The following is a 23,708-nucleotide window of genomic DNA, read 5'->3' on the forward strand; positions in this document are numbered from 1 at the left end:
AGTACGGTGTCCACCATGCGCCCCGACACGCCTGCCGAAAACGTCGACCACACCGCCGAAGCCGCCCGCCTGGAGCGGACCGCCGATCTCTATCCCGAGGACGCCGAGGCCCTGCTCCTGCGGGCCGCCGCCCACCGCGAGCTCTCCGGCGACCGCCCCGCCGCCACCGCCCTCTACGACCGCCTGCTGGCCTCGGACGCGGCCCTGGACCAGCCGTACCTGGTCCGCGCGCTGAAGGCGTCGAACCTCTGGGAGTACGGCCACGAGGCGGAGGCCCGCGCGATCATCACCGGCATCCGCACGGCGGCCCCGCGCGACCCCGCGCCCTGGGTGATCGTCGCGGAGGCCCTGGAGTCGCACGACGAACTGGAACAGGCGCACGAGACGTTCACGCAGGCGGTGCACCTCCTCCTGCGCGACGGGACCGCGCCCCCGCGCCCCACCCACCCGCTCCTCTTCGGCCGCCACCGCGTCCGCAGGATGCTCGGCGCGGCGCACGACGAGTGGGACGCCCTGGCGGACACCGTCCACTCCCTCCCGATCACCCTGGACGAACTCCACGACCCCAAGCGCGTGTGGTCCCTGGGCTCGGAGAACCCGGCGGAGCTGGAGGCGGAGATCGTCCGCCTGCGCGCGGAACTGGGCGCGTTCCGCGAGGCCCTGTCGCGCCCGTTCCCGGTGGCGGTCCTGCACTGGCCGGCGGGCGAACTGGCGGAGCTGACGGAGGCGTACCCGGACCTGGCGCGGGAGTACCCGTCCTACGACGCCCACCTGGCGACGATAGAGGCGGCCCTGCGCGAACTCGCCTCCTCGGGCACCGCGAACCTCGGCATCGTGACGGGGACCGTGCCGTCGTACGAGGCCTTCGCCGCCTCGGAGCTCAGCTCCCCCGCCGACCCGACCCTGCTCCCGCAGTACGCGACGACGCTGGCGGCCCGGGGCCGTGCGGTGGCGTGGCCGCCGGAGCGGTCGGCGCCGTGCTGGTGCGGTTCGGGCCGGACGTACGGCGACTGCCACGGCGCCGGCTGAACGCCACCGGTGCGCCCGCCCGCCGGGGTCCGGCGGGCGGGCGCTCCGATAGGGGTGGCTCCTACCTGCTCCTCTCAGATGGGCAGAGTCCCGTCCGAGCGAGCTCCGACCCGGATCAACGAGGGAGCGTTCGCGGTCAACGACTGGAGCTCTCCGATGTCGACGGAGACCGGCCGACCCGATAGTTTCTCGTAGATGTCTTGAGCCTCTTTCAGCTTCTCCTTACGTTGCGACACGTCCGGATAGGCTTTGCTCAGGACCGACCCGTAGACCGAGAGAAACTCGTTGAATTCCAGTTTCTTGCAGTCCACGGCAGACCTGACGACAACGCAACTGGAGACCGTCTCCATGTAGGCGAGCAGTGATTGGGTATTGATGTTGCGACCCCAGAAAGCGAAATCGTACCGGACGATCGCCTGATCCTCTGCGATCACCGAGTACACTTCGACATCCTGCTCCTTCCCCATTCCCGCCCCCATGATCTCGCGAAAAGCGTCTTCCACCAGGCCCCCGATGGTCGTGAGGATCGGGGTCTCACCACCGAACAGCGCGGCCAATTTCTGCGCGGTGGTGCTCGCTATGCTACTTACGTCCTGCGCGACTGCAGAGCGACTCTCCGTCTTTCGCCCGACGACCCTCGTGATGGGGATGTACAGGTCGTCCCCCATCTTCCCCGAGGCGAGATCCTTCTCAATGTTCGCCAGCCATTCGTGACACTTCGATTCGGCGAGCTCCATCAGAAGCGTGAGATTCTCCTTGACGTCGCCGCTGATCTCACCTGACGCGTCGGCTGCCTTCACGGCATCCCGCAGCATGCTCATCCTCTTCACCTTTCACGAAAGGAGCCTTTTCCAGCCAGCTTCCAGGACATGGTGCGTGGCTTCACTCGGCGGCAGGGCATACGGCTCACCGGTCACAAGGATCAACTCCTCGGAACATCCACCGGTCGAATGTCACCACAGCCCTCGATCCGACGCTTTTCACTTTCTTCGGAGAGCATGGTCACGTACACGCACGCTCGACTGTTCTGCGCGTCGACCCCCTGAAGTCTTGCATACGAAAGAAGATCCAGAAGCACTGTGTCGTATTCGCACATCGGGTAACCTGAGCCGTATTCTATGCGCACGCGAAAATGATCGAGGAGAGGAGTTTTCGCGAGCTTGCTGTCACCGTTCGCAACATTGAGCAGTCGCTCCAAGTTTTGCCGAGCAATGTCGGACTGGCCGGCAACTTGGTCATCGGTGGAGAAGTTGAAGTTCACAAGCTCGGCGTCCCCGCCTCCGGCAGGCCGGTGATATTTCTTGTTCACGCTCAAGTGCATGAGCTCATGGAGAATGCATGACGTCCTGAACGCGACGTCCACGGTGTACGTCTTGCCGTAGGAATATTTTGGATCGTAAGTGATCTCCATGGGGCCGAGCCATAGACGAGCCGCTTGACCATCGCTCTTTGGAGTGAACGTGACATTCGAAATCAGACCGGCACATTCATCCAAGAGCAAGCAGAGGTGATCCGACATTTCGGAATCGTCCGGCAACTTGAATCCACCTGCATCTGCGATTACCTTGTCGAGTTTCAGTCGTCGCATCAGACGTCCTTGAATATTTGCGTGCGGTTCGTTCGGCAGGCATTCCCCGCTCACACGGGATTGCCGCTCGAATGCGTCATGGCGCCCTGATATCCACCATGACCGGTGGGTCGCCATCCGCGCGATCAGCTACTCCGAACGGGTGAGGCAGTCGGCCTCCTCAGCGTGACCACTGGTTCGGTGGCGGTCAGCCCGTCTGAAGCTCCTCGACGACCTGATGGCCGTGCGCCACGCGGGCTCCAGTCGGGGTCCTCCGGGTGCGCGTACGGCCCAGAAATCTTCGCGCAGACGAACAGCGTCAACAGCTTGCCGTCCCGGCTCTCAATATCGCGCCGTACGCGATCGGCCAGGGCGGGGACGGCGAGCGAACTCGTCCACAGCGAGACGGAGTTCAGCCCTTGTGGCGCATTCCCCCAGCCCGCCCAGTCGAAGAGGCTGAACACTGAAGCGGTGACATCGGCCCAGTTCAGGTCCGCGTGGACGGGAACCATCGCTGGACGGTCGCGTCGAAGCATCCAGGGAAGACACCGCGGATGGACTCGGTGACCAGTTCCTGCGTGAGGGTGTCGGTGTCAGGCGTGGCGACTCGTCCCGTCTCATGAGCCGCCAGTGGGACGGGCAAGGCGTTCAACGCCCCCCACCACGCCTCCGGCAGTTCGGGTGCCTCACTCAGCACGGCGCTTCCCACGGGAGAGGCCGGCAGGAGGCCGGTTTCGTCGGCCCGCCACATCACTGGTTCGTCCGAGCCTCACGGACCGGCGCTTGCGCACCACCGTGCCCGGGAGCAAGCGCACCCGGAGGGACCGCGCGACGCAGTCAAGAACCTCGTCCATCAGCTGCACCCGCAGAGCAACGGACCGCTCCATAGAGGCCGGGAGCGCCACGCAGAGGACCGTAGCAGTAAGGCAGGGGATGCCTCGTCATCGCCGTGAGCTGACGGAGCGGGTACTCAATCACCGATGTCGTCCAGGCTGACCGCGCTACCGCAGTGAACTCGGCTACTCGTGCCGAGGGCCGGGCCACTTCGACGGCGTGACCTCCACGAAGCGGACGTTGCCGTCCGGGGTGTGCGCACCCGCGGCGAGGTGGCCCGCAGCGCCCGCCGCGAGGCCCCGGCGGTCCATCCCCCCGCAGGTCCGTCATCAGGGCCCGCCCGTCGACCGCCCGGCTGCCCCATCCACCCAGACGTACAGCCGCACCCCCTCAAACCAGGAGCCCCACCCCCTGCACGCGGGCATGCCGGTGGTCCTGCACCACGACCCGGCGGGTCCGGGCCGGGTGGTGGTCGTCCACACGAAGGACGGCAGGCCGGGGATGGTCTCGTACTCGGCTACGGCGAACCTGACGGGGTGGCTTTCGGGTCCATGCCGGCACTCTGGTGAGCTGCCGACCGGTCCGGTGCGTGGCTCTCCCTGGGTGGCCCGATGGTCCCTCGGTGATGCGGCTGGGCTTCCGATACCTTGCGTTGCATGAGTGGCAGCTTCAACGTGGCCGAGGGGCTAGACGGCGGGTTCCCGAGCGGGAGCGGGGGTGGGCCTTCACCGGCAGCTTTGCTGGTTCCGGGAGTGCTCTGTTGACCGGCGGCGACGACACACCTCGGGCTGAACTAGCGGAGACTGAGGCGATTCTCGGCTGCTCGCTGCCGACTGCGCTGCATGATTTCTATACGCTCGCCGGAGGAATGGTGTTGACTTTCACTCGTGTCATATGGACGCAACTCCAGCCCCGGTAGCCGCGTCGCGATAAGCACAGAAGCTTTAACGCGCCATACAACAGCATTACCGATTTCTCAAATGCGTCACCTGACACCAAAAGGACAAAAATTGTTACCTTTCGACGAAGATGTCAGCACCCAGGCAGCCACCTGGATTGCACACAAGGAATTGATCCAACAAGACCTTGACGCCAAGAAGGTGGCCGATCACATCCAGTCACTCGATCCAGACGGAAAGAGATTCGCTGCCGTCCTCCGCGACACTATTGACCAGCTATTGAATGGCGAGGCGACTGGACGGTACGCATGGAAGCAACTGCTCAAAACAGAGAAGACCCACGCCGGCACCCTTGTCGAGATCAACTTGCAACGCGAGTTCAAGTTCGCCGACGGCGGTGACGTAGGTGCCTACGACCAGCACCCTATGGACTACCGGATCCTAGGAGTAGACGTAGACTGCAAGTTTTCCCAGGACTTCGGAGGGTGGATGATTCCACCCGAGGCCATGGGTTATCTGTGCCTTCTCGTATGGGCAGACGATTACAAGAGCCGCTGGAGTGCAGGGATCTTTCGAGTACGCAAAGAATGGCTTAACAGCGGCAGTAACCGCGACAAGAAATTGACCTTGAAAGCAGAGCACCGCGAGGATAAGGTGCACTGGATCTGGCGTGACGCGCACCTGCCAGAGAATGTACTTCTCCATCTACCTGAAGCCACACGTAATCGAATCCTCACCAATGGGTCTCGCCAGGGCCAGAAGCGTGTTATCGAATTGTTTCGCAGCGTTCAGAACCGCCGCATTGGGCGGGGCTCCATCAGAACTGCGGCGCAGCAACTCGATTACATGGCGCGTCTACGGGAAGGCAAGGGTCGAGCTCGAACGGAGCTCCGCAAAGAGGGCATCGTGATAGTCGGCCCTTACAGCAAGCATCAGGAGATCGCCCGGCAGATTGGAGCCGAGGTGCCGCAGCGAGGAGAGTTTGTAAGCTTCCGGGTAGCTGAGGCCATGCCTCACCATAGTGACCGTCCGCACGTTGAGCTGGAAGGACGCCACTGGGTCCTCGCGACGGCAGACGATCCCGTGGTGACAGCGCCCCGCCTACCAAAGGTCACCGGTGAAGAAGAATCCTGATCAACCGGACAGCGACCGAGAAACAGTGGAGGCCGGGATGGTCAGTAAGGAGGCCTGGGAGCCACCGGCTGGTTCCTGGGCCTCATCAGCCGCCCGCCGACGCAACATGCAGGCCATCCGCAGTCGCGATACCACGCCTGAGAAGCTGATCAGGCGATTGGTTCATGCTCATGGTCTACGGTACCGGGTTGCAGCCAGGCCCCTGCCCAAGCTTCGCCGGACGGCTGACATGGTCTTCCGTCCGGCGAAGGTGGCTGTCTTCATCGATGGCTGCTACTGGCATGGATGCCCTGAGCACTACATCCCGCCGAGGACTAACCCTGGTTACTGGTCAGACAAGGTCGCCCGCAACATAGCCCGCGACCGGGACACCGACCAGCGTCTAACCGAAGCTGGCTGGACGGTCCTCCGATTCTGGGAACACGAGTCGCCGGAAGACTGTGCTGTGCGTATTGCGGATGAAGTCCAGAGGCACCGTCGTGCGGTGCAGCAGGCGAAATCTCGCGACTGAATCAGCTTTCGGACTGGTCACGCTCCTGCGCTGCTTTGAGCACATCGGCGATCGACTGGCCAACAGCCTTCGCTACCGGCGGGGGGAAAGCATTACCCACCTGCCGGTACTGCGCAGTCTTTCCGCCGAAGAAGTCCCAACTTGTCGGGAATCCCTGAACAATAGCAGCTTGTCGCACCGTGAGCATCGGCCCGTCGGGGCCAAATAGGTCACGTTCCTCGGTCTGCTTCACCTTGCAGGTGTCGATATCATTGGCCACGCCCATGCCGGAGATACCGAGCTGCCTCCAAGCCGCCTTCGCACGGCTCGGACCAAGGTCTGCACCACCATGCTTCTTCGAGCCGCCTACAAGGGTGGGAGCAACCCCTCCGCCTTTTCCTCTGAGCTCCTCGTCTCGCTCCTTCGCCTTCTTGAACCACTTCTCATAGGCTGCATGCGCCCGTTTCGATTGGGCCCCTTCAAAGTACCGTGAGTATCGCTCAAGCATCGACTCTTGAAGCCCCTCAGCAATACTCACAGGTTCCTCATGCGTAGCCGCAGGCCACTCGTACTTCAAGTCCGTGATGATGTCATCACGGAAGGCTACAAGAATAGCGCGAGGCCTCAGCTGCGGCACTCCAAAGTCACTGGCTTCGAGGACTCCCCAGTGTGCGACGGTGTAACCGAGGCCAGACTCCTCAGTCATCTGACCGTCATCACCGCGGTATACACCACCTTGAAGCCTGGCCATAATCCAGTCACGATAATCCGAAAACTTCGGATCCATAATTCCACGGACATTCTCGATCATGACGGCGCGCGGCTTGAGGATCCCGACAAGCTCCAGCATGCGCGGGAATAGGTCTCGCTCATCATCCTTGCCCAGTTGCTTCCCTGCGTGGGAGAACGGAGGGCACGGCACGCCGCCGGCCAGCAGGTCCAGTCCTCGCATTTTCAACAGCTCGGAACTTTTCTGCACATCTCGGTAGGGGTCGAACTCCTTGACGTCTGCTGACAGAACGTCGCAGTGCTCTCTTTCCCACGCCCATACCTCGTGGTCTTCGATATTCAGCTTGAGCGTTTCGACCGCGTGCGCGTCGATCTCGACCAACGCCAGGTGGCCAAAGCCTGCCTGGTGGAGACCGATGGCTTGCCCACCAGCTCCAGCACAGATCTCGATCGAGGTGAACTGCGGCTCCATGGGTGTCGTACTGGCGCCCTGGGCTTCCTGTGTGCGGGTCATGCCCCCTCCTTACAGCCATGCAGTGGCAGACACACTTTGCGATCTACCATCACTGAGGGTGACAGACCCCACTGACAACGAGACCGGACCAAGTGTGCAACACGCCTCACGGTTCCAGGAACGCACCCTTGGTCACGCCGAACGCTCATACGATATTGCTCATGCGGATACCTGCCTGGACCGAGGATGAGCTTGTGCTTGCCGGGGCTCTGGTCGCGAGGAACGGCTGGCGCGAGCTGCGTACCAGGGATCCGGAGGTACAGGAGCTCTCGGAGTTGCTGCGTTCGCTGCCGCTTCATACCGCCGAAGCCCGCGCCCTGCCGGGCTTCAGGTCCCCGGACAGCGTGAGCCGCAAGACCACAGATTTCATGACGAACCACGGCGCGTACGCCGGTAAGGCCACGCGATGCGGCAAGCCAACCCTGCTCATGATCCAGGCTTTCACTGAGCGCGAATCTGAGATGTGCCAGGCAGCTCGAGCCATTACGGAAAGCATCAGCTCTGGTGAGCTGCATCTCATCCCGCCGCAACCCGACGAGGTCGATGAGACAGGGGCGACGGCAGTCGAGGGGCGTCTCCTCGTCCGCCGGGCGCTCTTCCGCGAGCGAGACCCCAGCCTTCGCGCCCGGAAAGTAGAGCGTGTACGGCGCCAAGGGCTTCCCCTGCGGTGTGAGGTCTGCACCTTCGATTTTGCTCGCACTTACGGAGAGCTGGGGGACGGCTACATCGAGGTGCACCATGTCACTCCTCTTCATGTCGCCGGGGCCAGAGAGACCCGGTTGGACGACCTCGCATGCCTGTGTGCCAACTGCCACCGCATGTGTCACAGGAGCCGCCCCGGAGAATCCTGGCGTACCCCAGCTGCTCTTCGGGAGTTGATGCGAAAGCCCGCCGCCGAGACGACCGCTCACTAGGCAGCGTCCGCTTCGGCCTCGTAGTGCATCTGCGCCCGGTCCAGGATGTCGTCCGGATCCAGGCCCCGCGCGGATGTCCAATGCAGCAGGTCAGCGATCAGCTCGACGGCTGACTCCTCCAGGACCGCCCCGCATCGCCCGTGCAGTACGGACCCGCCGCGCTTCCGGTAGCTCTCCAGCGCGTCGATGGCCCGCTCCATACGCAGGCACACGGCGTCCGAGCCCAGCTCAATCTCGCACCACACCGCCTTGCCCAGTGCTGTGATGGCGGTCCCCCAGTCCACGGCCATGGCGGCGAGCAGGTGCAGGCCGCGGCCGCACTCAGCCTCGCAGTCGGCGGTGCGGAGCGTGGGCAGCGAACTGCTTTTGTCGTGCATCTCGACGCGCAGACGCTCGCGCTTCCACTCCAGAATCAGGGTCGCCGGCGAGCCCTCACCCACGTGCTTGATGACGTTCGTCGCCAACTCCGTCACGACGAGCTGCGTCGCGTCGCCGGCGGTCTGCACGCCCCAGCGGCCAAGTTGCACAACGGCGGCCCGCCGCAGCAGACGTACTTCCGCAGGCAGCGCCTCGAAAGGCAGGACACAGCGGCGCTGGCGGTCCTCAATGTCGATCCCAGGCATAAGCGGTTCTCCCTCCCGTGCCACGCGCATGCTGCGCCTGCCGTGTCCCAACGGCTGCACTGCGTAGCTGTCCGTCACCGAGAATGACACAGAGAAGTCTCGCCATGTAACTTCTCACGCATCTCGATCGAGTGAATCGCTTAGGGAGTCGGCTGCCGCGCTACCTAGCCTGTTCACACCCCGAGCGCCTGCCCGGGTGAGCGCTTGAGGAGTTTCATGTCCGTACGGACCACCACACGCCGTCGCCAACTCGGTGCCATGCTCCGTAAGTTGCGCGCCCGCAAAGGAATGACCCTGGAGGAGGCCGGCGGCCTGGTCGGCGTATCGAAGGCAACGGTCAGCCGGTACGAGACACAGGCGGGACCGGTGAAGTGGATCGTCGTGGACGCGCTGTGCCGTGAGTACGGAGCCACCGACGCTGAGCGGGAAGCCGTGGTGCGTCTGGCGAAGGACGCCAAGCAACAAGGGTGGTGGAGCTCATTCGCCGACTCCATCCCGGAGAGCATGAACCTCTTGCTCACCCTTGAGGACGAGGCTGTACGCGAGGACCACTTCTCCTGCGTCTACGTCCCCGGCCTTCTCCAGACCCGCGCCTACAGCACCGCTCTCCAGAAGGCCAACGAGGTCCCCCTGCAACCGGCCGAGATCGAGCGGCTGGTGGACATCCGCATGAAGCGCCAGGAGATCCTCACCCGGCCGAAGCCGTTCCGGCTGTGGGCCATCCTCGACGAGTCCGTGATCCGCCGGGTCGTGGGCTCGCCGGAGACCATGAGGGAACAGCTCGGACGACTTCTCGACGTCAACGAGTCACCACACATCACCTTGCAAGTACTGCCGTTCTCGAACGGCGCCCATGGTGCCGCTCTCGGCAGCTTCGTGATCATCGGTGGTACCGAGTCGGCCCTCGACGTGGTCTACGTGGACTTCCACACCGGCTCCCTCTTCTTGGAGAAGGACGAGGAGTTGGACCGATACAGACTTGCGTTCGAGTACCTTCGCGCACAAGCGTTGGACATGGAGGCTTCCTCCGCCTTGATCCACCGCGCACGCAAGGAGCTGTAGATGCCCGCCCGTCCTCCCGCACCTCATGAGCTCACCTGGTTCAAGTCCTCTTACAGCGGCGCGAACACAACCGAGTGTGTGGAGTGCGCCCACGTCCCGTACGGCGTACTCATACGCGACTCCAAGGATTTGGGCAGCTCTGTCGTCTTCGTTAGAGCGGGTGCATGGCAATGCTTTGTGGAGGAACTGAGGTGTATTCAACCGGTTCTGGATATATAACTGCGTCGAGCAGGGCGGCCATGTGGCGCGGGCCGTAGCAGTAGTCGCAGTCGATGTTGCAGCGGTTGGCGACCTTGAGGATGAAGGCCGTGAAGGGCGCGGCATCCTCACTGTGAGCTTTCAAGCGCGTGCGCCCACAGCGGCGGGGGCGGGGTCAGCGAGGCGGCGTGCCCGCCGTCGCCCGACTGTGCGGTCATGGCCTGCTCCGTCTGGAGCCGTTGACGGACGCGGTACGCGACACGGGTCAGAACGGCGGCGCCCTGCGTGGGACGGGGCGTTGAAGGCGTCGGCGGGCGAAGGGCGGTCTCGGCTCGAAACGTAGCGGTGCCGGGGACCTCCGGGGCATGGACGAACCAGCCACAGTTGTCCGTCATCCCGGTTGCATAGCCAGCAGTTCCCGGGCGGCGTCGGCCTCCGCCCGCGCTCCCAGGCGCTGGTAGGTCTCCAGCGCCTCGCGCAGGGAAGCCGCGGTGCTCTCGGGCCCTCGGCCACGCGGTCACAGCATCGTGTTCCGGGTGCCCCTGGGACGCAGTGAGGGGATCGAGGCGCGCACGGTTCGTGCTGGACATCCGGCGGGGTGCCGACCGCTGGCGCTTCACCTCACCCCAGGTCAGGCCGGTGGCGCACCCGCCTTCACACAGGTCATGGCCCGCCTGCGAGTACCCCGGAGCGTCAGCGGCCCCGCTTCACCGCCCATCAGGCGTACTCGTCCCGGGCCATCCGCGAGCACCTGCGGCGCCGAGGTGCGCGTACGGCGATCCCGCAGCCTTCCGATCAGATCGCCAACCGAAAGCGCCGCGGGAGTGCTGGAGGCAGACCGCCCGCCTTCGACCGCGACGCCTACAAACAGCGCAACACGGTCGAGCGGTGCATCAACCGCCTCAAGCAATGGCTCGGCCTCGTCATCCGATACGACAAGACCGCCACCGTCTACCTCGCCGCACATCACATCGCTGGAATCTTCATCTGGTCCACGAGGTGACTCAACGCCTCAGGCAACCGCTCGAACAACCGCCAAGGTCAGGCCGATACCGGCCGTTGCGCCCAGCAACAGAGCGGTGATCGCCCCCGTTCGACCGACGCCCTGCTCGAACGGGACACTCGGCACGACCTTGTGCAGCACAGGCGCAACTACCGCCATGAGACTGAAGCCGACACCAAGGCGCCAGTACGTCCCGCCTGAGCACGAAGTACGAAAGCGACCTCCGCAACCACTCGGTTCCACGGTAAAGCCCGTCACGACGAGGAACAACGCGCTGGCGTACACCGCGCCAAACAGCATCGTCACGCCGAAGTCGATACGCCTCGCTCTTGCAGAGCTGATGCCGTCACCTGCCACGTCGCCCCCAAACGCGCTGTACAAGAGTGCGAGTCTACTGCGTCGGTGCTGCGGCCCGTCAGCGACGGAACGTCCTCTGATCCGCAGGAAACGCCCCAGGGGGCGCTGCTCGGCGGTGGCCCGCCGGAGGGAACGGACGTCGTCCATCCTCTCGACCGTCACGCAGTCGCTGCGAAAGCGGTGCCCATCATCGGAGTTCGACCGCGAAGCCATCAGCTCAAGAGAAGCTCAGTTCACTCGCTGGTCATATCACCACCGTGCTTGACTCCCGAAGCCGGAAATGACCACCCGGCAAAGAATGAGAACCGTGGGATGCGAAAGCGGGGGAATCGATGGCGATTGTTTATTCTCGAAAGATTTACGCTTCAATATTCTGTGCGGCGATAGCCGGCTCCTTCTCGACCCCGGCCTCCGCCGTCGCCGACGACGGGGACCTGGCTCCCACAGCTGTCTGCAGCGGCGGCTGGCGGAAGAACGTGTACGGCTACAAGGCCACCCACATAGGCAAGGGTCCGATCTACAAGGACGGCCCGGGTGGCACCATGCTCGTCACACGGACGACCTCCGAGACCGCCACGACGAAGGTCAGTGGTACTGCGGGCGTAACGGTTGACTACGCCGTGGCACAGGCGAAGGTGGAAGTGAGCGCCGAGGCGGCCAAAGAGGTCAGTTGGGGATCGGACCACTCCTACCGCCGGAACATCTCCGCTCAGAAGTACGGGAACACCCAGTACGGCTCCTGGGGACATTCGGCAACGTGGGAGAAGTATTACGAGCTTCCCAACTGCCGTAAAAGTCAGCGAACCTCAGGGAAGGTCAAAGTCGTGAACAAGGCCGTCGGGTTCCGTTACTGGGAAAGCAGCAGCTGATGTTCTCTCTCCGCCCCGTCAGGGTCGCGGCGCTCACAGCCGCCCTTGTGGTGGCTGCCACCGGCTGCACCAACAGCGGGCAAGCGGACACGGACAAGCCCTCTCCCACCACTTCCTCCGCATCCTCAGCCGCGGTGACGCTCCGTCCTCCGGACGTACGGCCCGGCTACAAGGAAGTCGCCTCCGGCGGTCCGCGCAGAGGGGACTGGGACCTGGGGCCGGTCCGGCTCGTCGAGGGGGTCTCCTGGGTGAACGTGAACTGCCTGTCGGACACCGGGACCGGCAAGCTCACCCTGACGATCGACACCGTGGGCGCCTTCACCGTCGACTGCCCCAGCGACGAGGCCCGCATCAACGTGAACCAGCTCGACCTTGCCGAGGGTAGGAAGGGACGCCTTCACATCGAGACCGCTGACCGGGTCCGGTGGACAGCCAGCATCCAGGTGCCTTCCTGAGGAGCGGGTACCCGACCGCGCGGGAGTCCGAAGGGCTCCCGCGCGGTCTGCTGCCGGGCTGACGGGTTTCGTCGACATCGTCACCGTGGTCCGGCTCTGGCCTCGTCTGTGATCCGCGACTGGTCAGGCGTCCGAGCCTGTGGTCTTCTGCGGTGTCTCGACGACGAAGAACAGGAAACACGGCTTCGTCGAAAGGTCCCGGAAGGCCTCGGGGAACAGGTCGCGGGCCGCCGGGTCGGGTTGGGGCTCGCTGATGGTGGTGATGCGGAAGCCGGCGGTGGTGAAGGCCTCGGTCATCGCGTGGAGTGACGTGCGCCAGAACCTCATCGGGTATGGACGGCCGTTGAGCGCCCAACGGATGATTTTGGAGACGGTGGCGGCGGCCTTGACCGACTGGAGTTGACGATCACCGTCACCGGGTGGGGACAGCGGTCGGTCGAGGGCAGTACGGGTGAACCCGCCAGAGGAAACCCGTAAGCGGTTTTCCAGGGCGGAGAATTGCAGGTAGGGCCAGCCAACCGGCGCCGCTGTCGACGATGCGGCGAATCGCGTCCACGACGTCCCGTCGCAGCTCTTCTCCGCCCGCCCACCGGTCTTGGTCCGACAGGCCGGCCCCGGGAATCCGCAAGTGAGTAACCAGCCAGTAGACCCTGGACTCACCGTCCGGTTTTCGCCTACCCGGGAGGGCGATTACCACGGCATGATCATGCGCATTACAAGGTGCAGAGCGTGCCCATGAGTGACATATAGGCCGGGCTTCCATCACCTAGTCAGAGGGGTCAGATGGCCGTGTCGTTTCGCGTAGCGGGGCCGCTTGTTCGGCGGCGGTGCAGGGGGCACTCTTCGCCACCGTCCCGGCAACCGTGGCGGACGTGAGGGCGGTCGTCCACGTCAATGGAACCGCAGTCGATTTCGTCAAGGCATGCGGTTATGGCACCTTGCTTCGAGCCTGCGATCCAAGGGATGACGATCTCGGCGTCCACACGTAGCACATCACCGTCTCAGAGTTGCCCGACGGCTACGGCAACGGGGCTGACGACGGCTGAGGTGCGAGGCGGTCGGTCCACGGCGTCACCATGAATCAGTCCCAGCTGTCCGCCCGCCAGACGGGCAGCGAAAACCGCCCGGCCCGGAAGTGCGGGCGGGCGGGCAAGAAGTGCGCCAGCGTACAGGAAAATCCACCCACGAAAGGATCGACACATGACACTCCGTCGTAAGCTGAGCTCTCTCGTACTCGCAGCGGCCTGCGCCGTACCGCTCACGGCCTTCTCCGCAACCCAAGCCCAGGCCGGAACGACGGGCACCCTCGCCTACGGCCCGACGAAGTGCTCGTACCTCACGAATGGTGACCTCTGCGCCACTGGCATCTCGGGTTCCCCCGACGGATACGACGCGGCCTACAAGAAGATCTCGGGTTCCACTGTGACCGTGCGGTTCAGACTGATGTGCATCAACGGGTTCCAGAAGGACGACAACGGCGCCTTCTCCATCTCGGCAGGTCAGCGGAGAAGCTTCGTCTTCTCGGTCGGAGACCAGGGATCCTGCAGAGTGCGAATGAAGGACGTCAACAGCGGCGCCTACTACTACAGCCCGTACGTGGTGATTCCTTAAGTCCCCACTCCCCTGCGGGGCCGCGGAGAGAGCCGCAGGATCACCACCGGTAACCGGATCTCCGACGAACTGCTGCACCAAGCGTAAGGGGCCGCCGGCATCGTCGGCGGCCCCTTACGAATGACCTGGTCGCTGGGAGCAGGTCAGTAGGAGCAGGTGGGTGAATTCATGATGCGGATCTTGTCGACCACGGCGAGGCCGTAGGTCATCACCCCGCCGGGGCCTAGGCACTTGGTCCAACCGTCGGTGTGGTGAAGCAGTACCCCGTCATCATTGCGGGAGTTGTAGATCGCGTAGCTCCCGTACGCCTGAGGCGTGAGGTTCTGATAGGTCGAGGTGATGTCCTTGTAGGCCGCGTCCCAGCGCCGGGCCTGCCAGTCCTCAGGTGAGTCGTAGAAGCAGACCTGCGGGTAGCCGCAACCGTAGGCGGTGTCGGCTGCGGCCTGATGGGGTGCGGCCACTGTTACGCCTAGCGCCGTCGCCGTGGTCGCCAGGAGGACGCACACATACTGCCTGAGCTTCATAGGTCTCCTTGATGGTCGTCCAGGCCTTTTCCGCGGTCCGACAGCTTTCGCCAGTCGTAGGCAAGGGCCGGCGAGAGATGCACCGCCTGCATCTGAATAGGCATGATCATGCCAACACGGTCACCCGGTCCGGAAGAGCGGATCCACGCCAATCACTGCTCACACGTGGCCTCTTCTGTCCTTGGCGCAGGACGAGGAAAGGGCGTACGGAGACCCTCACAAAAACGGTCACGGGCACACTTACGCGAGCCATCCCCGAGGCCCTGACTGACGTCAGCCGGTGGCCGTCGGAGGCAACTGAACCACGAAGAACAGGAAACACGGCTTCGTCGAAAGGTCCCGGAAGGCCTCGGGGAACAGGTCGCGGGCCGCCGGGTCGGGTTGGGGCTCGCTGATGGTGGTGATGCGGAAGCCCGCGGTGGTGAAGGCCTCGGTCATCGCGTGGAGTGACGTGCGCCAGAACCTCATCGGGTACGGACGGCCGTTGAGCGTCCAGTCGAAGGCGTAGCTGGTGGTCGCGAAGTAGTCGGGCGGGGGATCCGTGAACGTGTAGGCCACGAAGGGGTGGTCGACCGACGCGATCAGCCGGCCGCCGGGACGAAGCACGCGCCGGATCTCGGAGAGCGTCGGTCCCCAGTCCTCCAGGTAGTGCAGGACCAGCGACGCCACCACGTCGTCGAACGCACCGTCCTCGAACGGCAGGGGCTCGCCCAGGTCGGCCTGGTGCAGGGCGACGTCCTCACCCAGCCGCCGCCTGGCCAGCGCCAGCATCCCAGTGCTGGCGTCCATGCCGGTGACGACGGCGCCGCGGTCGCGCAGGGCGGCGGTCAGGGGGCCCGCGCCGCAGCCGGCGTCCAGGACGCGGCGGCCGGCCACGTCTCCGGCGAGGGCCAGCATCGCGGGCCGGGCGTAGTACGCGTTCACCGGATTGTTCTCGGTCTCCGCCGCGTACGCCTCGGCGAAGTTGTCGTAGTCGTTCGCCACGTACGGTTTTGGGGGTCGGGCACAGCTCTCGGTCACGTCGGTCGGTCCGTCCATCCTCGCCGCCTATGCCGTCGCGTCCGGCTTCCATTCGTGGGCGAGGAGTCCGAGCACCACCTCGTCCAGGAACTCGCCCAGCACCCACGCCGAGGAGCGCAGTACGCCCTCGCGGACGAAGCCGTTGCGCTCGGCGGAGCGGAGCATCGCCGTGTTGTCCGAGAGCGTCTCGATCTGCAGCCGCTGCAGGCCCCGCACGATGAAGCCGTAGTGGCACAGCACCGCCACGACGTCCGTGCCGTAGCCCCTTCCGCGGGCGGCCGGGAGCAGGCCGAGGCCGATGTGGGCGAACCGGTTGTGGTGGTCGATGCCCCACAGCGTCGCCATGCCGACCAGCGTGCCGCCGTTCAGCTCCACCACGGAGAAGGAGACGTGCCTCTGATCCGTGTCGTCCGGCACGAGCCGTGGGTCCTTCGAGCCGGGTGTGATCGGCCGCCACGGTCCGCCCTCGGCCCGCGAGCCGTTGACCACGTCGTCGTAGAGCTCGGTCCGCAGGATCGGGATGTCTTCCTCGTGCCGGGCCCTCAGCCCGACCTTGCTGCCTCTGAGCATGCGAGCTTCCTATCCGACCGGGTCGGCCGGCGGCAACCCGCTACGACAAGAGACCGGAGAGCTTCGAAGCGGGGCTCCAGCTGCGCGGCACGGTCATCTGGCTGCGCAGCCTCCGCCCCGCCCGAACACGGCTGCTCACAGGTTCTGGACCCGACGGCCCGTTGCGGAGGCGAAGCCCAGCCAGGTGTGACGGTTGCCCGCCCAGCACCAGCCGACCTTGGGGGCGTTGCGGCGCTCGCGGCCATCGCGCCCGGTGCCGTTGCTGATCCAGAGTGCCGGCGTGCGGGCGTCCAGAGCGCCGTTGGCTTTGCGCAACCGAGAGCCGATGGTCATGAAGCAGTGGTTGCGCTCCAGGACGGCGGGCTGCTGCATCACCCAGTGGATGCCCTCGGTGAGCAGCAATGGGGTCCGGGCCTCCGCGGTGAGGGCGGGCAGCGCCTCGTTCGGACTCCAGTTGGCCATCTGGTCGCCACGGTCGAGGCCCGTGAGGAGGTAGAGCGGAGCGTCGGGCAGCACGACCGTGTCGAGCGGGGCGAAGAGGTCGACATCCGGCATGTCCGTGACCACGAAGCCCGCTTTGCCGTCACGGCGGAGCAGCGGCGCCAGGGCGGAGGCAGGGGCTTGGTCCGGGTGAACGGCGAGCAGGGCGCTTTCGCCGCCCGCAGGGGCCTCGGCGGCTGCGGCGAAGGTGCGAAGCTCGACGGCAGGCAGCCCTGCTAACTCGTGCACCCCCAGCTCGATGAGTCGCTCGGCCTGCGCGCTCAGGGCCGGGAGTGCGGGGAGAACAGCGGAGGTGGCGTGCGTGGTTTCGGGCACGATACTCCCAGGGGTAGCAACGTGGATGGGCCCAGGGGAAACGAAACGCCTCGCCGGAACGTTCCCGCCGCTGCGGCCTTCCCCCGGTCCCGTGATCGCACTGGGCCGGGCCGAATTCCCGCACCTGCTCTGGACTGCCCGTGTCGGTCATGGGGGTGCCTCCTCGGCGTGGTGGGTGTCGGCATGTCGCCACGGATGCGCACCCCACGGCAGGAGATCCGGGGCACGACGTCCGGGGACGGAGCTTCTAGCCCTCGATGTCGAGTGCCGTTCCGTACAGCCGGTCCACCTTCAGGCGGATCACCACCCGGCGCTCGTCGACCAGTTGCCCGAGGAAGGCGTCCTCGTCCTCCGGTCTCGCGGACTGCGGGATCGTCGCGAGGAGTTCGCGGCCCACCGCGTCGCCGGGGGTCGTCGTGACGTCGGAGACCTCCCGGTCCGGGCCGGTCACCTCGATCCGCTCGCCCGGGGTCTTCCACCGGCTCCGTGAGGTCGCGCCGCAGAGGTGTCCGCGGTTCGCCCGTCGTCCAGGCGTTCTCGGACAGCAGGTTGTGGAACGGCGCGTCCGTCGGCGCCTCGACGTTCACCCTGCCCCGGGCGGCGCGCCCGGCTCCGGGTCGGTCACGGCGTCGGCGATCCGGTGCGCCGGCTTCTCGTCCCGCCGGGCATCCGGCCGCCGCGCGCCTGTTACCGGAGGACGACGTCGCGGCCCGGGCCGCCTTCGACGGTGTCCTTGCCGGGGCCGCCGCCGACCAGGTCGTCGCCGCTCTCACCGTGCAGTGTGTCGTCGCCGGGGCCGCCGAGGACGATGTCGTGGCCGTCCCCGCCCATGGCGTGGTCGTCGCCCGGGCCGGCGTGGACGATGTCCGCACCGCCGTACGCCTCGATCATGTCGTCGCCCCGGCCACCCCACAGCCGCTGGCCGCTGTCGTCGCCCATCAGGTGGTCCGTGCCGTCGCCGCCGTCCAGGACCGCGCGTCCCATGACCACGTCGTCCCCCGCGTCGCCCCGTACCGTGTGCGCGGTGTGGGCGTGCAGTTCGTCGTCGCCGGGGCCGCCACGGACGGTGGCGACCCCGGGGTCGCTGGTGACCACCGTGTCGTCCCCGTCGCCGAGGAAGATGTCGATCCTGTCCGGCCGGGAGCTGCCGGTGGGCAGCTCGCAGACGACGAAGGTGTCGTCGCCGGGTTCGAGGTACGCGCAGTGGTCGCCGGGGTCGAGGGGGACCGCGTCGCGGAACCCGATCCGCCGGACTCCGGCGCCGAGATCCATGGGGATCACGTGGAGGTCGCTGGCCCGTCCCGCGGCGGCGGTGAAGACGATCGACTGAGTCGCCCAGTCGGCGCCGACGCGCGCCTTCGCCGCCGTGGCGGCGGGGGCGGCGGCAGCCGGGGCGGCGGCGAGGCCGGTGGCGAGCAGGGTCACGGCGATCGCGCGGGCGGTGGCTCCGTGGCGGTTCATGGGACCTCGTCTCGGTGGGGCGGATGGTGGGCCGGCCTGTCCGGGTCGGCTGCCGGGGACCTGGCGGGCGGTCGTGATCGCAGCGTCCGCGTGGCCGCCCCTGTCGAACAAGGGTCGGCCCGTGGGGTGTCCGGGACGCGCCACCGAGTCGCGTCGGGCGCCCCGGTGCCCGGACGTCCTCACGGCGGCGGCCGGCCCCACTCGTCGGCCGCCACCACGAGACAGGCCGCGACGAGGACGACGTTCTTGATGATGTACTGGCCCTCCAGGGTGGGGACCGGCGCGTCCCCCTGCCACATCTCCCCCGGGAGCAGCAGGAGCGCGGAGAAGACGCCGGCCATGTGGGCGAAGAACCCCACCAGGGCCACGCGGAGCAGCACTCCCGTGACGAGGCCGAGGCCGATGGCCGTCTCGGACGCCGCCAGCACGCGTAGCACCACGTCCGGCGGCAGCAGGCCGAGGGTGAGCTTCGACGCGGCCCGGACGGCGACCCCCTCGGCGGGGCTGGCCGCGGGGAAGAACTTGGGGACGCCGAACCAGAGGAACACCGTGCCCACGCAGACTCTGAGGAGCCCCGGGCCGCGTCGCTGGATCCGGCCGGCCAGGGACCGGGCGGCCCGGCTGCCCCGCCCGCCGTCCCCGGGTTCCTCCGGGGCGGGTCCCCGAGGGGGGTGCTGGCTCCGCTCACCGACTCTCGCCACCGTCGTACCCACCTTTCGCACGTGCTCGCACGCCGTGGTCCGAAGGCTCCCGGCCGTCGGGCGGACGGGAGAGGAGGAGGCACACCCGGTGCCCGGAGCGGGCGGCACACCGTCCGCTCCGGGCACCGGGACACCGGCCGGCCCGGGCGGGGCCGGGTGGTGGGGCTCCGCGTCAGCTCACGTTCACGTCCACGCAGGCGTAGAAGGCGTTGGCGGTGTCGGCGATGTTCCACACGGCCAGCACCTTCTGCTTGCCGGTCAGGCTGCCGAAGTTCACCTGGTGGGTGACGGTGGCGCCCGGCCGGGCGCCACCGTCGTTGAACTCCGCGATCTTCCGGCCACCCGCGTAGTACTGCCAGGTGCTGGTGGCGTGGCGGGCCGTCAGCCGCCAGTTGAAGCTGGTCGTCCGGCTGACCGGAGTGACCTTCCAGCCCTTGCTGTCGTTGTCGAGCTCGGCGAAGCGGGCGTTGCCTCCGCTGCAGCTCATCAGGCCCTTCGGGCCCTCGACGCTCTGCGGCTCGTACTTGATGGAACCGCAGGGGACCAGGCCGGCGGCACACTGGGCCTGCCGGCTGGGGGGCGAGGATATGTAGCCGTGCGCGCTCGCGCTGCCGGCCGGCAGGCTCACGACCAGGAGCGGGGCGATCCCCGCGCCGATGGCGGCGGCCAGCATCTTCTTGCTCTTCATGACAACTCCTGTGGGGGGTTGGTGCCCGCCGACCCGGTAGGCAGACAGGCGTGAGCATGTCAAGCAGAGCCTCCATGGACCATGGGGACGACCATGGGCGGCGAGGGAAGCATAGCGCGCTTGGTCTAGACCAAGCTAGTGGTCGGACACCGGGACGGCGGAGCGGCGACAACGGCTCGCGCTCAGACCCACGCTGAGACGCGGGCTGACCGCACGTCAGCCGCGTAGGCGGGTGTTGAGGCGGGCGGCACAGCGCGTCAGGTGGTCGCGTTCGGCGAGGTCGGGTGCCTTGTGGGCCGCCTCGGCGTACAGCCGGGCCGCCCTGGCGAGGTCGCCGTCGCGTTCGTGGAGGTACGCGGCCACCGCGGTGTGGCGGGGCAGGGAATCGTCCAGCTCCGCTAGCGCGGCCAGACCGGCGCGCGGGCCGTCGGCCTCGCCCACGGCCACCGCGCGGTTGAGCCGGACGACCGGGCTGTCGGTCAGGCGCACGAGTTCGTCGTACCACTCGACGATCTGCACCCAGTCGGTCTCCTCGGCGGTGGGTGCGTCGGCGTGCAGGGCCGCGACGGCGGCCTGGGCCTGGAACTCGCCCAGCCGGTCGCGGGCGAGTGCCGCCTGGAGGATCCCGATGCCCTCGGCGATCGACGTGGTGTCCCACCGGCCACGGTCCTGCTCGGCGAGCGGCACCAGGCTGCCGTCGGGCGCCGTCCGGGCGGCGCGCCGGGCGTGGTGCAGCAGCATGAGGGCGAGCAGCCCCGCCACCTCGGGGTGGTCGATCGCGGCGAAGAGGCGGCGGGTGAGCCGGATGGCCTCGGCGGCGAGGTCGACGTCGCCGGAGTAGCCCTCGTTGAAGACGAGGTAGAGGACGCGCAGCACCGTGGCCACGTCGCCGGGCCGGTCGAACCGCACACCGGAGACGGTGCGCTTGGCCCGGCTGATGCGCTGCGCCATGGTCGCCTCGGGGACCAGGTAGGCGCGGGCGATCTGGCGGGTGGTGAGCCCGCCGACGGCGCGCAGGGTGAGCGCGACCGCGGACGACGGCGTCAGCGCCGGATGGGCGCACAGGAAGTAGAGCTGGAGCGTGTCGTCCACGGCGGGCGCGGGCCCGGGGGCCGGCTCCTCGTCGAAGCGGTCCTCGCGACGACGGCGGGCGGTGTCCGCGCGGGTCGCGTCGAGGAACTTGCGCCAGGCCACGGTGACCAGCCAGCCCTTGGGGTCGCGGGGCATGCCGGCCGGCCACACGCGGACCGCCTCGACCAGCGCCTCCTGGACGGCGTCCTCGGCCGCCGCGAAGTCGGCTCCGCGGCGGACGAGGATCGTGAGGACGCTCGGTGTGAGGCTTCTGAGCAGGTCCTCGTTCATCGTGGAGGTCACTCCGTGATGGTGGGGGGCGCGGTCAGGAACGGGCGCAGCTCGAGCCATTCGTGGATCGGCTTCCCGCCCGCACCGGGGGCGGCGGACAGTTCCCCGGCCAGCTCGACGGCGCGTTCGTGGCTGTCGACGTCGATCACCATCCAGCCGGCGATGAGGTCCTTGGTCTCGGCGAACGGGCCGTCGGTGACCGGCGGGCGGCCCTCGCCGTCGTACCGGACCCACGTGCCCTCGGGGGCCAGCGCCTGGCCGTCGACGAACTCTCCGGTCTTCTCCAGCCGGGCCGCGAAGTCGTTCATGTACTGGATGTGGGCCGAGATCTCCTCCGGCGTCCACTGGTCCATGGGCACGTCGTTCGGGGGAGTCGGTGCGCCGCGGTAGTGCTTGAGCAGCAGGTACTTGGCCATCGTGTTCTCCTCGGTGCTGTACGACCCATTGTGGTCGCGTTCACCTCGGGGACGGAGCCGGACGTGGGTTCTCGACATCGCCGACGACATGTCCTTCCGGTCTTTTTCTCCGGCCTACGGGAGCGCGGTCAGGCGCAGGACCGCCTCCCGGGTGAGGTCACGGTCGGGTGGGTCGTCGTCCAGGGCGCGGTGGAGGGTCAGGCCCTCGATGAACGCGTCGAGCCGGCGGGCAGTGGGCGGGGGGAAGTGCCGTTCCAGGAGGTCGCGGCTGCGCCGCATCCAGCGTCGGCACAGGGCGCGGTAGGGCTCGTGGCGGGCGGCCAGGGTGTAGAGCTCCTGGGTGAGGATCAGGTCGCGGCCCGGGGCGTCGGAGAGGGTGTGGATGAGGTCGGTGACCGCCTCCCGGGCCTGGTCGGGGGTGGTGGCGTCGGCGAGGTACCGCTCGAAGACGGTCACCACGTGGTCGGCGTGGCCGGTGAACGCCTCGAGGAGCACTTCGTCGATGCCGGTGAAGTGGTACGTCATCGAGCCCAGGGGGACTTGGGCCCGCGCGGCGATCTTGCGGTGGGAGACACCGGCGACGCCCTCCTCGGCGATCAGGTCGAGGGTGGCGGCGAGAATGCGGTCCCGGCGGTGCGGGTCGGTGTGTCCGGTGGCCATGGCGGGGTGCGTGTTCCGGGGTCGGGGGTCGGGGGTCGGGGATCAAAGGGTGCGGACGGGGCGGGCCGGGTTGCCCACGGCCACGACGTCGGCGGGGATGTCCTTGGTGACGACCGCGCCGGCGCCGATGACGGAGTTGTCGCCGATGGTCACGCCGGGGCAGACGACGACTCCGCCGCCGAGCCAGACGTTGTCGCCGATGGTGATGGGCAGCGCGGCCTCCAGCTTGGCGCGGCGGGGCTCCGGCTCCACGGGGTGGGTGGGCGTGAGGAGCTGGACGTTGGGGCCGATCTGGCAGTCCTCGCCGATGGTGATGCGCGCGACGTCCAGCGCGGTCAGGTGGTAGTTGACGAAGGTACGGTCGCCGATGCTGATGTTGGTTCCGTAGTCGACGTACAGGGGCGGGCGTACGTCGATGTCCTCCCCGGCGGAGCCGAGGAGCTCGGTGAGGAGCGTCCTGGCCTCGGCGGGGTCGTCGAGGTACGCGGCCTGGTAGCGGGCCGCGAGCCGCATCGCCTGCCGCTGCAGGCGGGCGATGTCCGGGTGGTCGGCGATGTAGAGGTCGCCGGCGAGCATCCGTTCGAGGTTGGTGCGCGGATCGTCCGCGAAGTGGTCCGTCGCCATGCGTACGATCGTACGCTCACGGCCGCCGGTACCGCAGGGTCAGCCCAGTTCACCCCGCTCCATGCAGAATTCGTTGCCCTCGGGGTCGGCGAGGGTGACCCAGCCCTTGCCGTCCGGGCGGGTGCGGTCGGCCAGGAGCCGGGCGCCGAGGTCGAGGGCGCGGGCCACTTCCTGCGCGCGGGTGCGGCCCGTCGGGCGCAGGTCGAGGTGCAGCCGGTTCTTGGCGGTCTTGCCCTCCTCCACGCGGACGAACAGCAGTCCGGGACCACCCTCCGGATCCGCGATCAGGGCCTCCGGGTCACCCGGCTTGTCGTCGTCGGCGAGGGGCCTGCCCAGCAGCGCGCTCCAGAACTGGGCGAGGTCGTACGGGTCGCCGGTGCAGTCGAAGGTGAGGTGGCGGATGGTGGGGTTCAACGGTCCTCCGGGTGTGTTGAGTTGAGCCACTGGTGGCTTCCGGCTCGCAGGATCGCAAGCGGGGAGGGGGACGTCGAACGATTTACGGTGCGTCCGGTCCGGTCGTGCCCGCGCGCCCTCGCGCGCCGCGGTACGGGGCGCGGCGGACGAGGGCGCGCGAGGGG

Annotated in this window: 29 protein-coding genes and 3 pseudogenes; 10 read left to right on the forward strand and 22 right to left on the reverse strand. The window is 67.1% G+C overall.

What is annotated here, in order from left to right:
• Positions 1–15 precede the first annotated feature (15 nt).
• Positions 16–1,029 carry an SEC-C domain-containing protein gene (locus BU52_RS10675; RefSeq protein ID WP_037931868.1) on the forward strand — a complete coding sequence of 338 codons (1,014 nt, stop codon included), beginning with the start codon at positions 16–18 and terminating at the stop codon, positions 1,027–1,029.
• A gap of 74 nt (positions 1,030–1,103) precedes the next feature.
• On the opposite strand, the gene BU52_RS10680 is transcribed toward BU52_RS10675, so the two are convergent.
• From BU52_RS10680 to BU52_RS36795, 3 genes are all read right to left on the reverse strand, one after another.
• Positions 1,104–1,850, reverse strand: a complete 747-nt coding sequence (locus BU52_RS10680) for a hypothetical protein (protein ID WP_037931871.1) — start codon at positions 1,848–1,850, stop codon at positions 1,104–1,106.
• A gap of 101 nt (positions 1,851–1,951) precedes the next feature.
• On the reverse strand, positions 1,952–2,617 hold the full coding sequence (locus BU52_RS35255; RefSeq protein WP_157847865.1) for a hypothetical protein: 666 nt from the start codon (positions 2,615–2,617) through the stop codon (positions 1,952–1,954).
• Positions 2,618–3,615: 998 nt separating this feature from the next.
• On the reverse strand, positions 3,616–3,741 hold the full coding sequence (locus BU52_RS36795; protein WP_268747605.1) for a hypothetical protein: 126 nt from the start codon (positions 3,739–3,741) through the stop codon (positions 3,616–3,618).
• A gap of 669 nt (positions 3,742–4,410) precedes the next feature.
• Between BU52_RS36795 and BU52_RS33410 the strand changes: the two genes are divergently transcribed.
• Together BU52_RS33410 and BU52_RS33415 are read left to right on the forward strand one after the other, a co-directional pair.
• Complete coding sequence (locus tag BU52_RS33410; RefSeq protein ID WP_078903193.1) at positions 4,411–5,463, forward strand: NaeI family type II restriction endonuclease; 1,053 nt, start codon at positions 4,411–4,413, stop codon at positions 5,461–5,463.
• 37 nt (positions 5,464–5,500) lie between these two features.
• Positions 5,501–5,974: a very short patch repair endonuclease gene (locus tag BU52_RS33415; RefSeq protein WP_078903194.1), complete on the forward strand. Its 474-nt coding sequence runs from the start codon at positions 5,501–5,503 to the stop codon at positions 5,972–5,974.
• Between the two features lies 1 nt (position 5,975).
• Here the strand turns inward: BU52_RS33415 and BU52_RS10695 are convergent, their stop codons facing one another.
• Complete coding sequence (locus BU52_RS10695; RefSeq protein WP_051858099.1) at positions 5,976–7,196, reverse strand: DNA cytosine methyltransferase; 1,221 nt, start codon at positions 7,194–7,196, stop codon at positions 5,976–5,978.
• A 161-nt stretch (positions 7,197–7,357) separates the two neighbouring features.
• Between BU52_RS10695 and BU52_RS10700 the strand changes: the two genes are divergently transcribed.
• The gene (locus tag BU52_RS10700; protein WP_037932153.1) at positions 7,358–8,110 is read left to right on the forward strand and encodes an HNH endonuclease; all 753 of its coding nucleotides are present in this window, start codon (positions 7,358–7,360) and stop codon (positions 8,108–8,110) included.
• Here BU52_RS10700 and BU52_RS10705 read toward each other — a convergent pair.
• Positions 8,107–8,733 (reverse strand): ATP-binding protein, encoded by a 627-nt coding sequence (locus tag BU52_RS10705; protein ID WP_037931875.1) that lies wholly within the window; start codon positions 8,731–8,733, stop codon positions 8,107–8,109. The two genes, BU52_RS10700 and BU52_RS10705, sit on opposite strands and share 4 nt — an antisense overlap.
• A gap of 216 nt (positions 8,734–8,949) precedes the next feature.
• On the opposite strand from BU52_RS10705, the gene BU52_RS10710 reads away from it, so the two are divergent.
• Both BU52_RS10710 and BU52_RS33420 read left to right on the forward strand, forming a co-directional pair.
• Positions 8,950–9,795: a helix-turn-helix domain-containing protein gene (locus tag BU52_RS10710; RefSeq protein ID WP_037931877.1), complete on the forward strand. Its 846-nt coding sequence runs from the start codon at positions 8,950–8,952 to the stop codon at positions 9,793–9,795.
• Positions 9,796–10,014 carry a DUF397 domain-containing protein gene (locus tag BU52_RS33420; RefSeq protein WP_078903195.1) on the forward strand — a complete coding sequence of 73 codons (219 nt, stop codon included), beginning with the start codon at positions 9,796–9,798 and terminating at the stop codon, positions 10,012–10,014. It begins immediately after the preceding gene.
• 107 nt (positions 10,015–10,121) lie between these two features.
• Here the strand turns inward: BU52_RS33420 and haaA are convergent, their stop codons facing one another.
• Positions 10,122–10,583 (reverse strand): HaaA family cyclophane-containing RiPP peptide, encoded by a 462-nt coding sequence (haaA, locus tag BU52_RS36970; protein ID WP_327149120.1) that lies wholly within the window; start codon positions 10,581–10,583, stop codon positions 10,122–10,124.
• A gap of 8 nt (positions 10,584–10,591) precedes the next feature.
• Here haaA and BU52_RS33430 point away from each other — a divergent pair, with 8 nt between their 5' ends.
• On the forward strand, positions 10,592–10,996 hold the full coding sequence (locus BU52_RS33430) for a transposase (RefSeq protein WP_078903197.1): 405 nt from the start codon (positions 10,592–10,594) through the stop codon (positions 10,994–10,996).
• Between the two features lie 9 nt (positions 10,997–11,005).
• Here BU52_RS33430 and BU52_RS10715 read toward each other — a convergent pair whose 3' ends face one another.
• Positions 11,006–11,377 (reverse strand): hypothetical protein, encoded by a 372-nt coding sequence (locus BU52_RS10715; protein ID WP_157847866.1) that lies wholly within the window; start codon positions 11,375–11,377, stop codon positions 11,006–11,008.
• A gap of 308 nt (positions 11,378–11,685) precedes the next feature.
• On the opposite strand from BU52_RS10715, the gene BU52_RS10720 reads away from it, so the two are divergent.
• Positions 11,686–12,222: a hypothetical protein gene (locus BU52_RS10720; RefSeq protein ID WP_051858100.1), complete on the forward strand. Its 537-nt coding sequence runs from the start codon at positions 11,686–11,688 to the stop codon at positions 12,220–12,222.
• A gap of 134 nt (positions 12,223–12,356) precedes the next feature.
• Positions 12,357–12,677, forward strand: coding sequence for a hypothetical protein (locus tag BU52_RS32750; RefSeq protein ID WP_157847867.1), 321 nt, complete (start codon positions 12,357–12,359; stop codon positions 12,675–12,677).
• 123 nt (positions 12,678–12,800) lie between these two features.
• Here BU52_RS32750 and BU52_RS33435 read toward each other — a convergent pair.
• Together BU52_RS33435 and BU52_RS37130 are read right to left on the reverse strand one after the other, a co-directional pair.
• Positions 12,801–13,019 (reverse strand): annotated as a pseudogene (locus tag BU52_RS33435) (SAM-dependent methyltransferase); the annotation flags it as partial.
• A 125-nt stretch (positions 13,020–13,144) separates the two neighbouring features.
• A pseudogene (locus BU52_RS37130) lies at positions 13,145–13,295 on the reverse strand (transposase); the annotation flags it as partial.
• Between the two features lie 582 nt (positions 13,296–13,877).
• Between BU52_RS37130 and BU52_RS10730 the strand changes: the two are divergent.
• The gene (locus BU52_RS10730; protein WP_037931882.1) at positions 13,878–14,288 is read left to right on the forward strand and encodes a hypothetical protein; all 411 of its coding nucleotides are present in this window, start codon (positions 13,878–13,880) and stop codon (positions 14,286–14,288) included.
• A 143-nt stretch (positions 14,289–14,431) separates the two neighbouring features.
• Here BU52_RS10730 and BU52_RS10735 read toward each other — a convergent pair whose 3' ends face one another.
• From BU52_RS10735 to BU52_RS10795, 13 genes and pseudogenes are all read right to left on the reverse strand, one after another.
• Entirely contained in the window at positions 14,432–14,812 is a 381-nt protein-coding gene (locus BU52_RS10735) for a hypothetical protein (RefSeq protein ID WP_051858104.1), read from the reverse strand.
• Between the two features lie 273 nt (positions 14,813–15,085).
• The gene (locus BU52_RS10740) at positions 15,086–15,850 is read right to left on the reverse strand and encodes a class I SAM-dependent methyltransferase (RefSeq protein ID WP_037931885.1); all 765 of its coding nucleotides are present in this window, start codon (positions 15,848–15,850) and stop codon (positions 15,086–15,088) included.
• 9 nt (positions 15,851–15,859) lie between these two features.
• A complete protein-coding gene (locus BU52_RS10745) occupies positions 15,860–16,402 on the reverse strand; it encodes a GNAT family N-acetyltransferase (protein ID WP_037931888.1) in 543 nt (180 codons plus the stop codon).
• A gap of 135 nt (positions 16,403–16,537) precedes the next feature.
• The gene (locus BU52_RS10750; protein WP_037931891.1) at positions 16,538–17,218 is read right to left on the reverse strand and encodes a DUF5701 family protein; all 681 of its coding nucleotides are present in this window, start codon (positions 17,216–17,218) and stop codon (positions 16,538–16,540) included.
• Positions 17,219–17,465: 247 nt separating this feature from the next.
• Positions 17,466–17,654: pseudogene (locus BU52_RS10755) on the reverse strand (PPOX class F420-dependent oxidoreductase); the annotation flags it as partial.
• Positions 17,655–17,905: 251 nt separating this feature from the next.
• Positions 17,906–18,679, reverse strand: a complete 774-nt coding sequence (locus tag BU52_RS10760) for a calcium-binding protein (protein WP_037931894.1) — start codon at positions 18,677–18,679, stop codon at positions 17,906–17,908.
• 179 nt (positions 18,680–18,858) lie between these two features.
• On the reverse strand, positions 18,859–19,236 hold the full coding sequence (locus BU52_RS10765) for a DoxX family membrane protein (RefSeq protein ID WP_037931897.1): 378 nt from the start codon (positions 19,234–19,236) through the stop codon (positions 18,859–18,861).
• Between the two features lie 316 nt (positions 19,237–19,552).
• Complete coding sequence (locus BU52_RS10770; protein ID WP_037931900.1) at positions 19,553–20,068, reverse strand: lytic polysaccharide monooxygenase auxiliary activity family 9 protein; 516 nt, start codon at positions 20,066–20,068, stop codon at positions 19,553–19,555.
• Positions 20,069–20,284: 216 nt separating this feature from the next.
• The gene (locus BU52_RS10775; RefSeq protein ID WP_037931903.1) at positions 20,285–21,430 is read right to left on the reverse strand and encodes an RNA polymerase sigma factor; all 1,146 of its coding nucleotides are present in this window, start codon (positions 21,428–21,430) and stop codon (positions 20,285–20,287) included.
• Positions 21,431–21,438: 8 nt separating this feature from the next.
• Positions 21,439–21,846: a YciI family protein gene (locus BU52_RS10780; protein WP_037931906.1), complete on the reverse strand. Its 408-nt coding sequence runs from the start codon at positions 21,844–21,846 to the stop codon at positions 21,439–21,441.
• Positions 21,847–21,960: 114 nt separating this feature from the next.
• Positions 21,961–22,506 carry a TetR/AcrR family transcriptional regulator gene (locus tag BU52_RS10785; RefSeq protein ID WP_037931908.1) on the reverse strand — a complete coding sequence of 182 codons (546 nt, stop codon included), beginning with the start codon at positions 22,504–22,506 and terminating at the stop codon, positions 21,961–21,963.
• A gap of 42 nt (positions 22,507–22,548) precedes the next feature.
• Positions 22,549–23,130 carry a sugar O-acetyltransferase gene (locus tag BU52_RS10790; RefSeq protein ID WP_037931911.1) on the reverse strand — a complete coding sequence of 194 codons (582 nt, stop codon included), beginning with the start codon at positions 23,128–23,130 and terminating at the stop codon, positions 22,549–22,551.
• Between the two features lie 39 nt (positions 23,131–23,169).
• The gene (locus BU52_RS10795) at positions 23,170–23,544 is read right to left on the reverse strand and encodes a VOC family protein (protein WP_037931914.1); all 375 of its coding nucleotides are present in this window, start codon (positions 23,542–23,544) and stop codon (positions 23,170–23,172) included.
• Positions 23,545–23,708 lie beyond the last annotated feature (164 nt).

The sequence above is a fragment of the Streptomyces toyocaensis genome (assembly GCF_000725125.1).
In the GTDB taxonomy this organism is placed as follows: domain Bacteria; phylum Actinomycetota; class Actinomycetes; order Streptomycetales; family Streptomycetaceae; genus Streptomyces; species Streptomyces toyocaensis.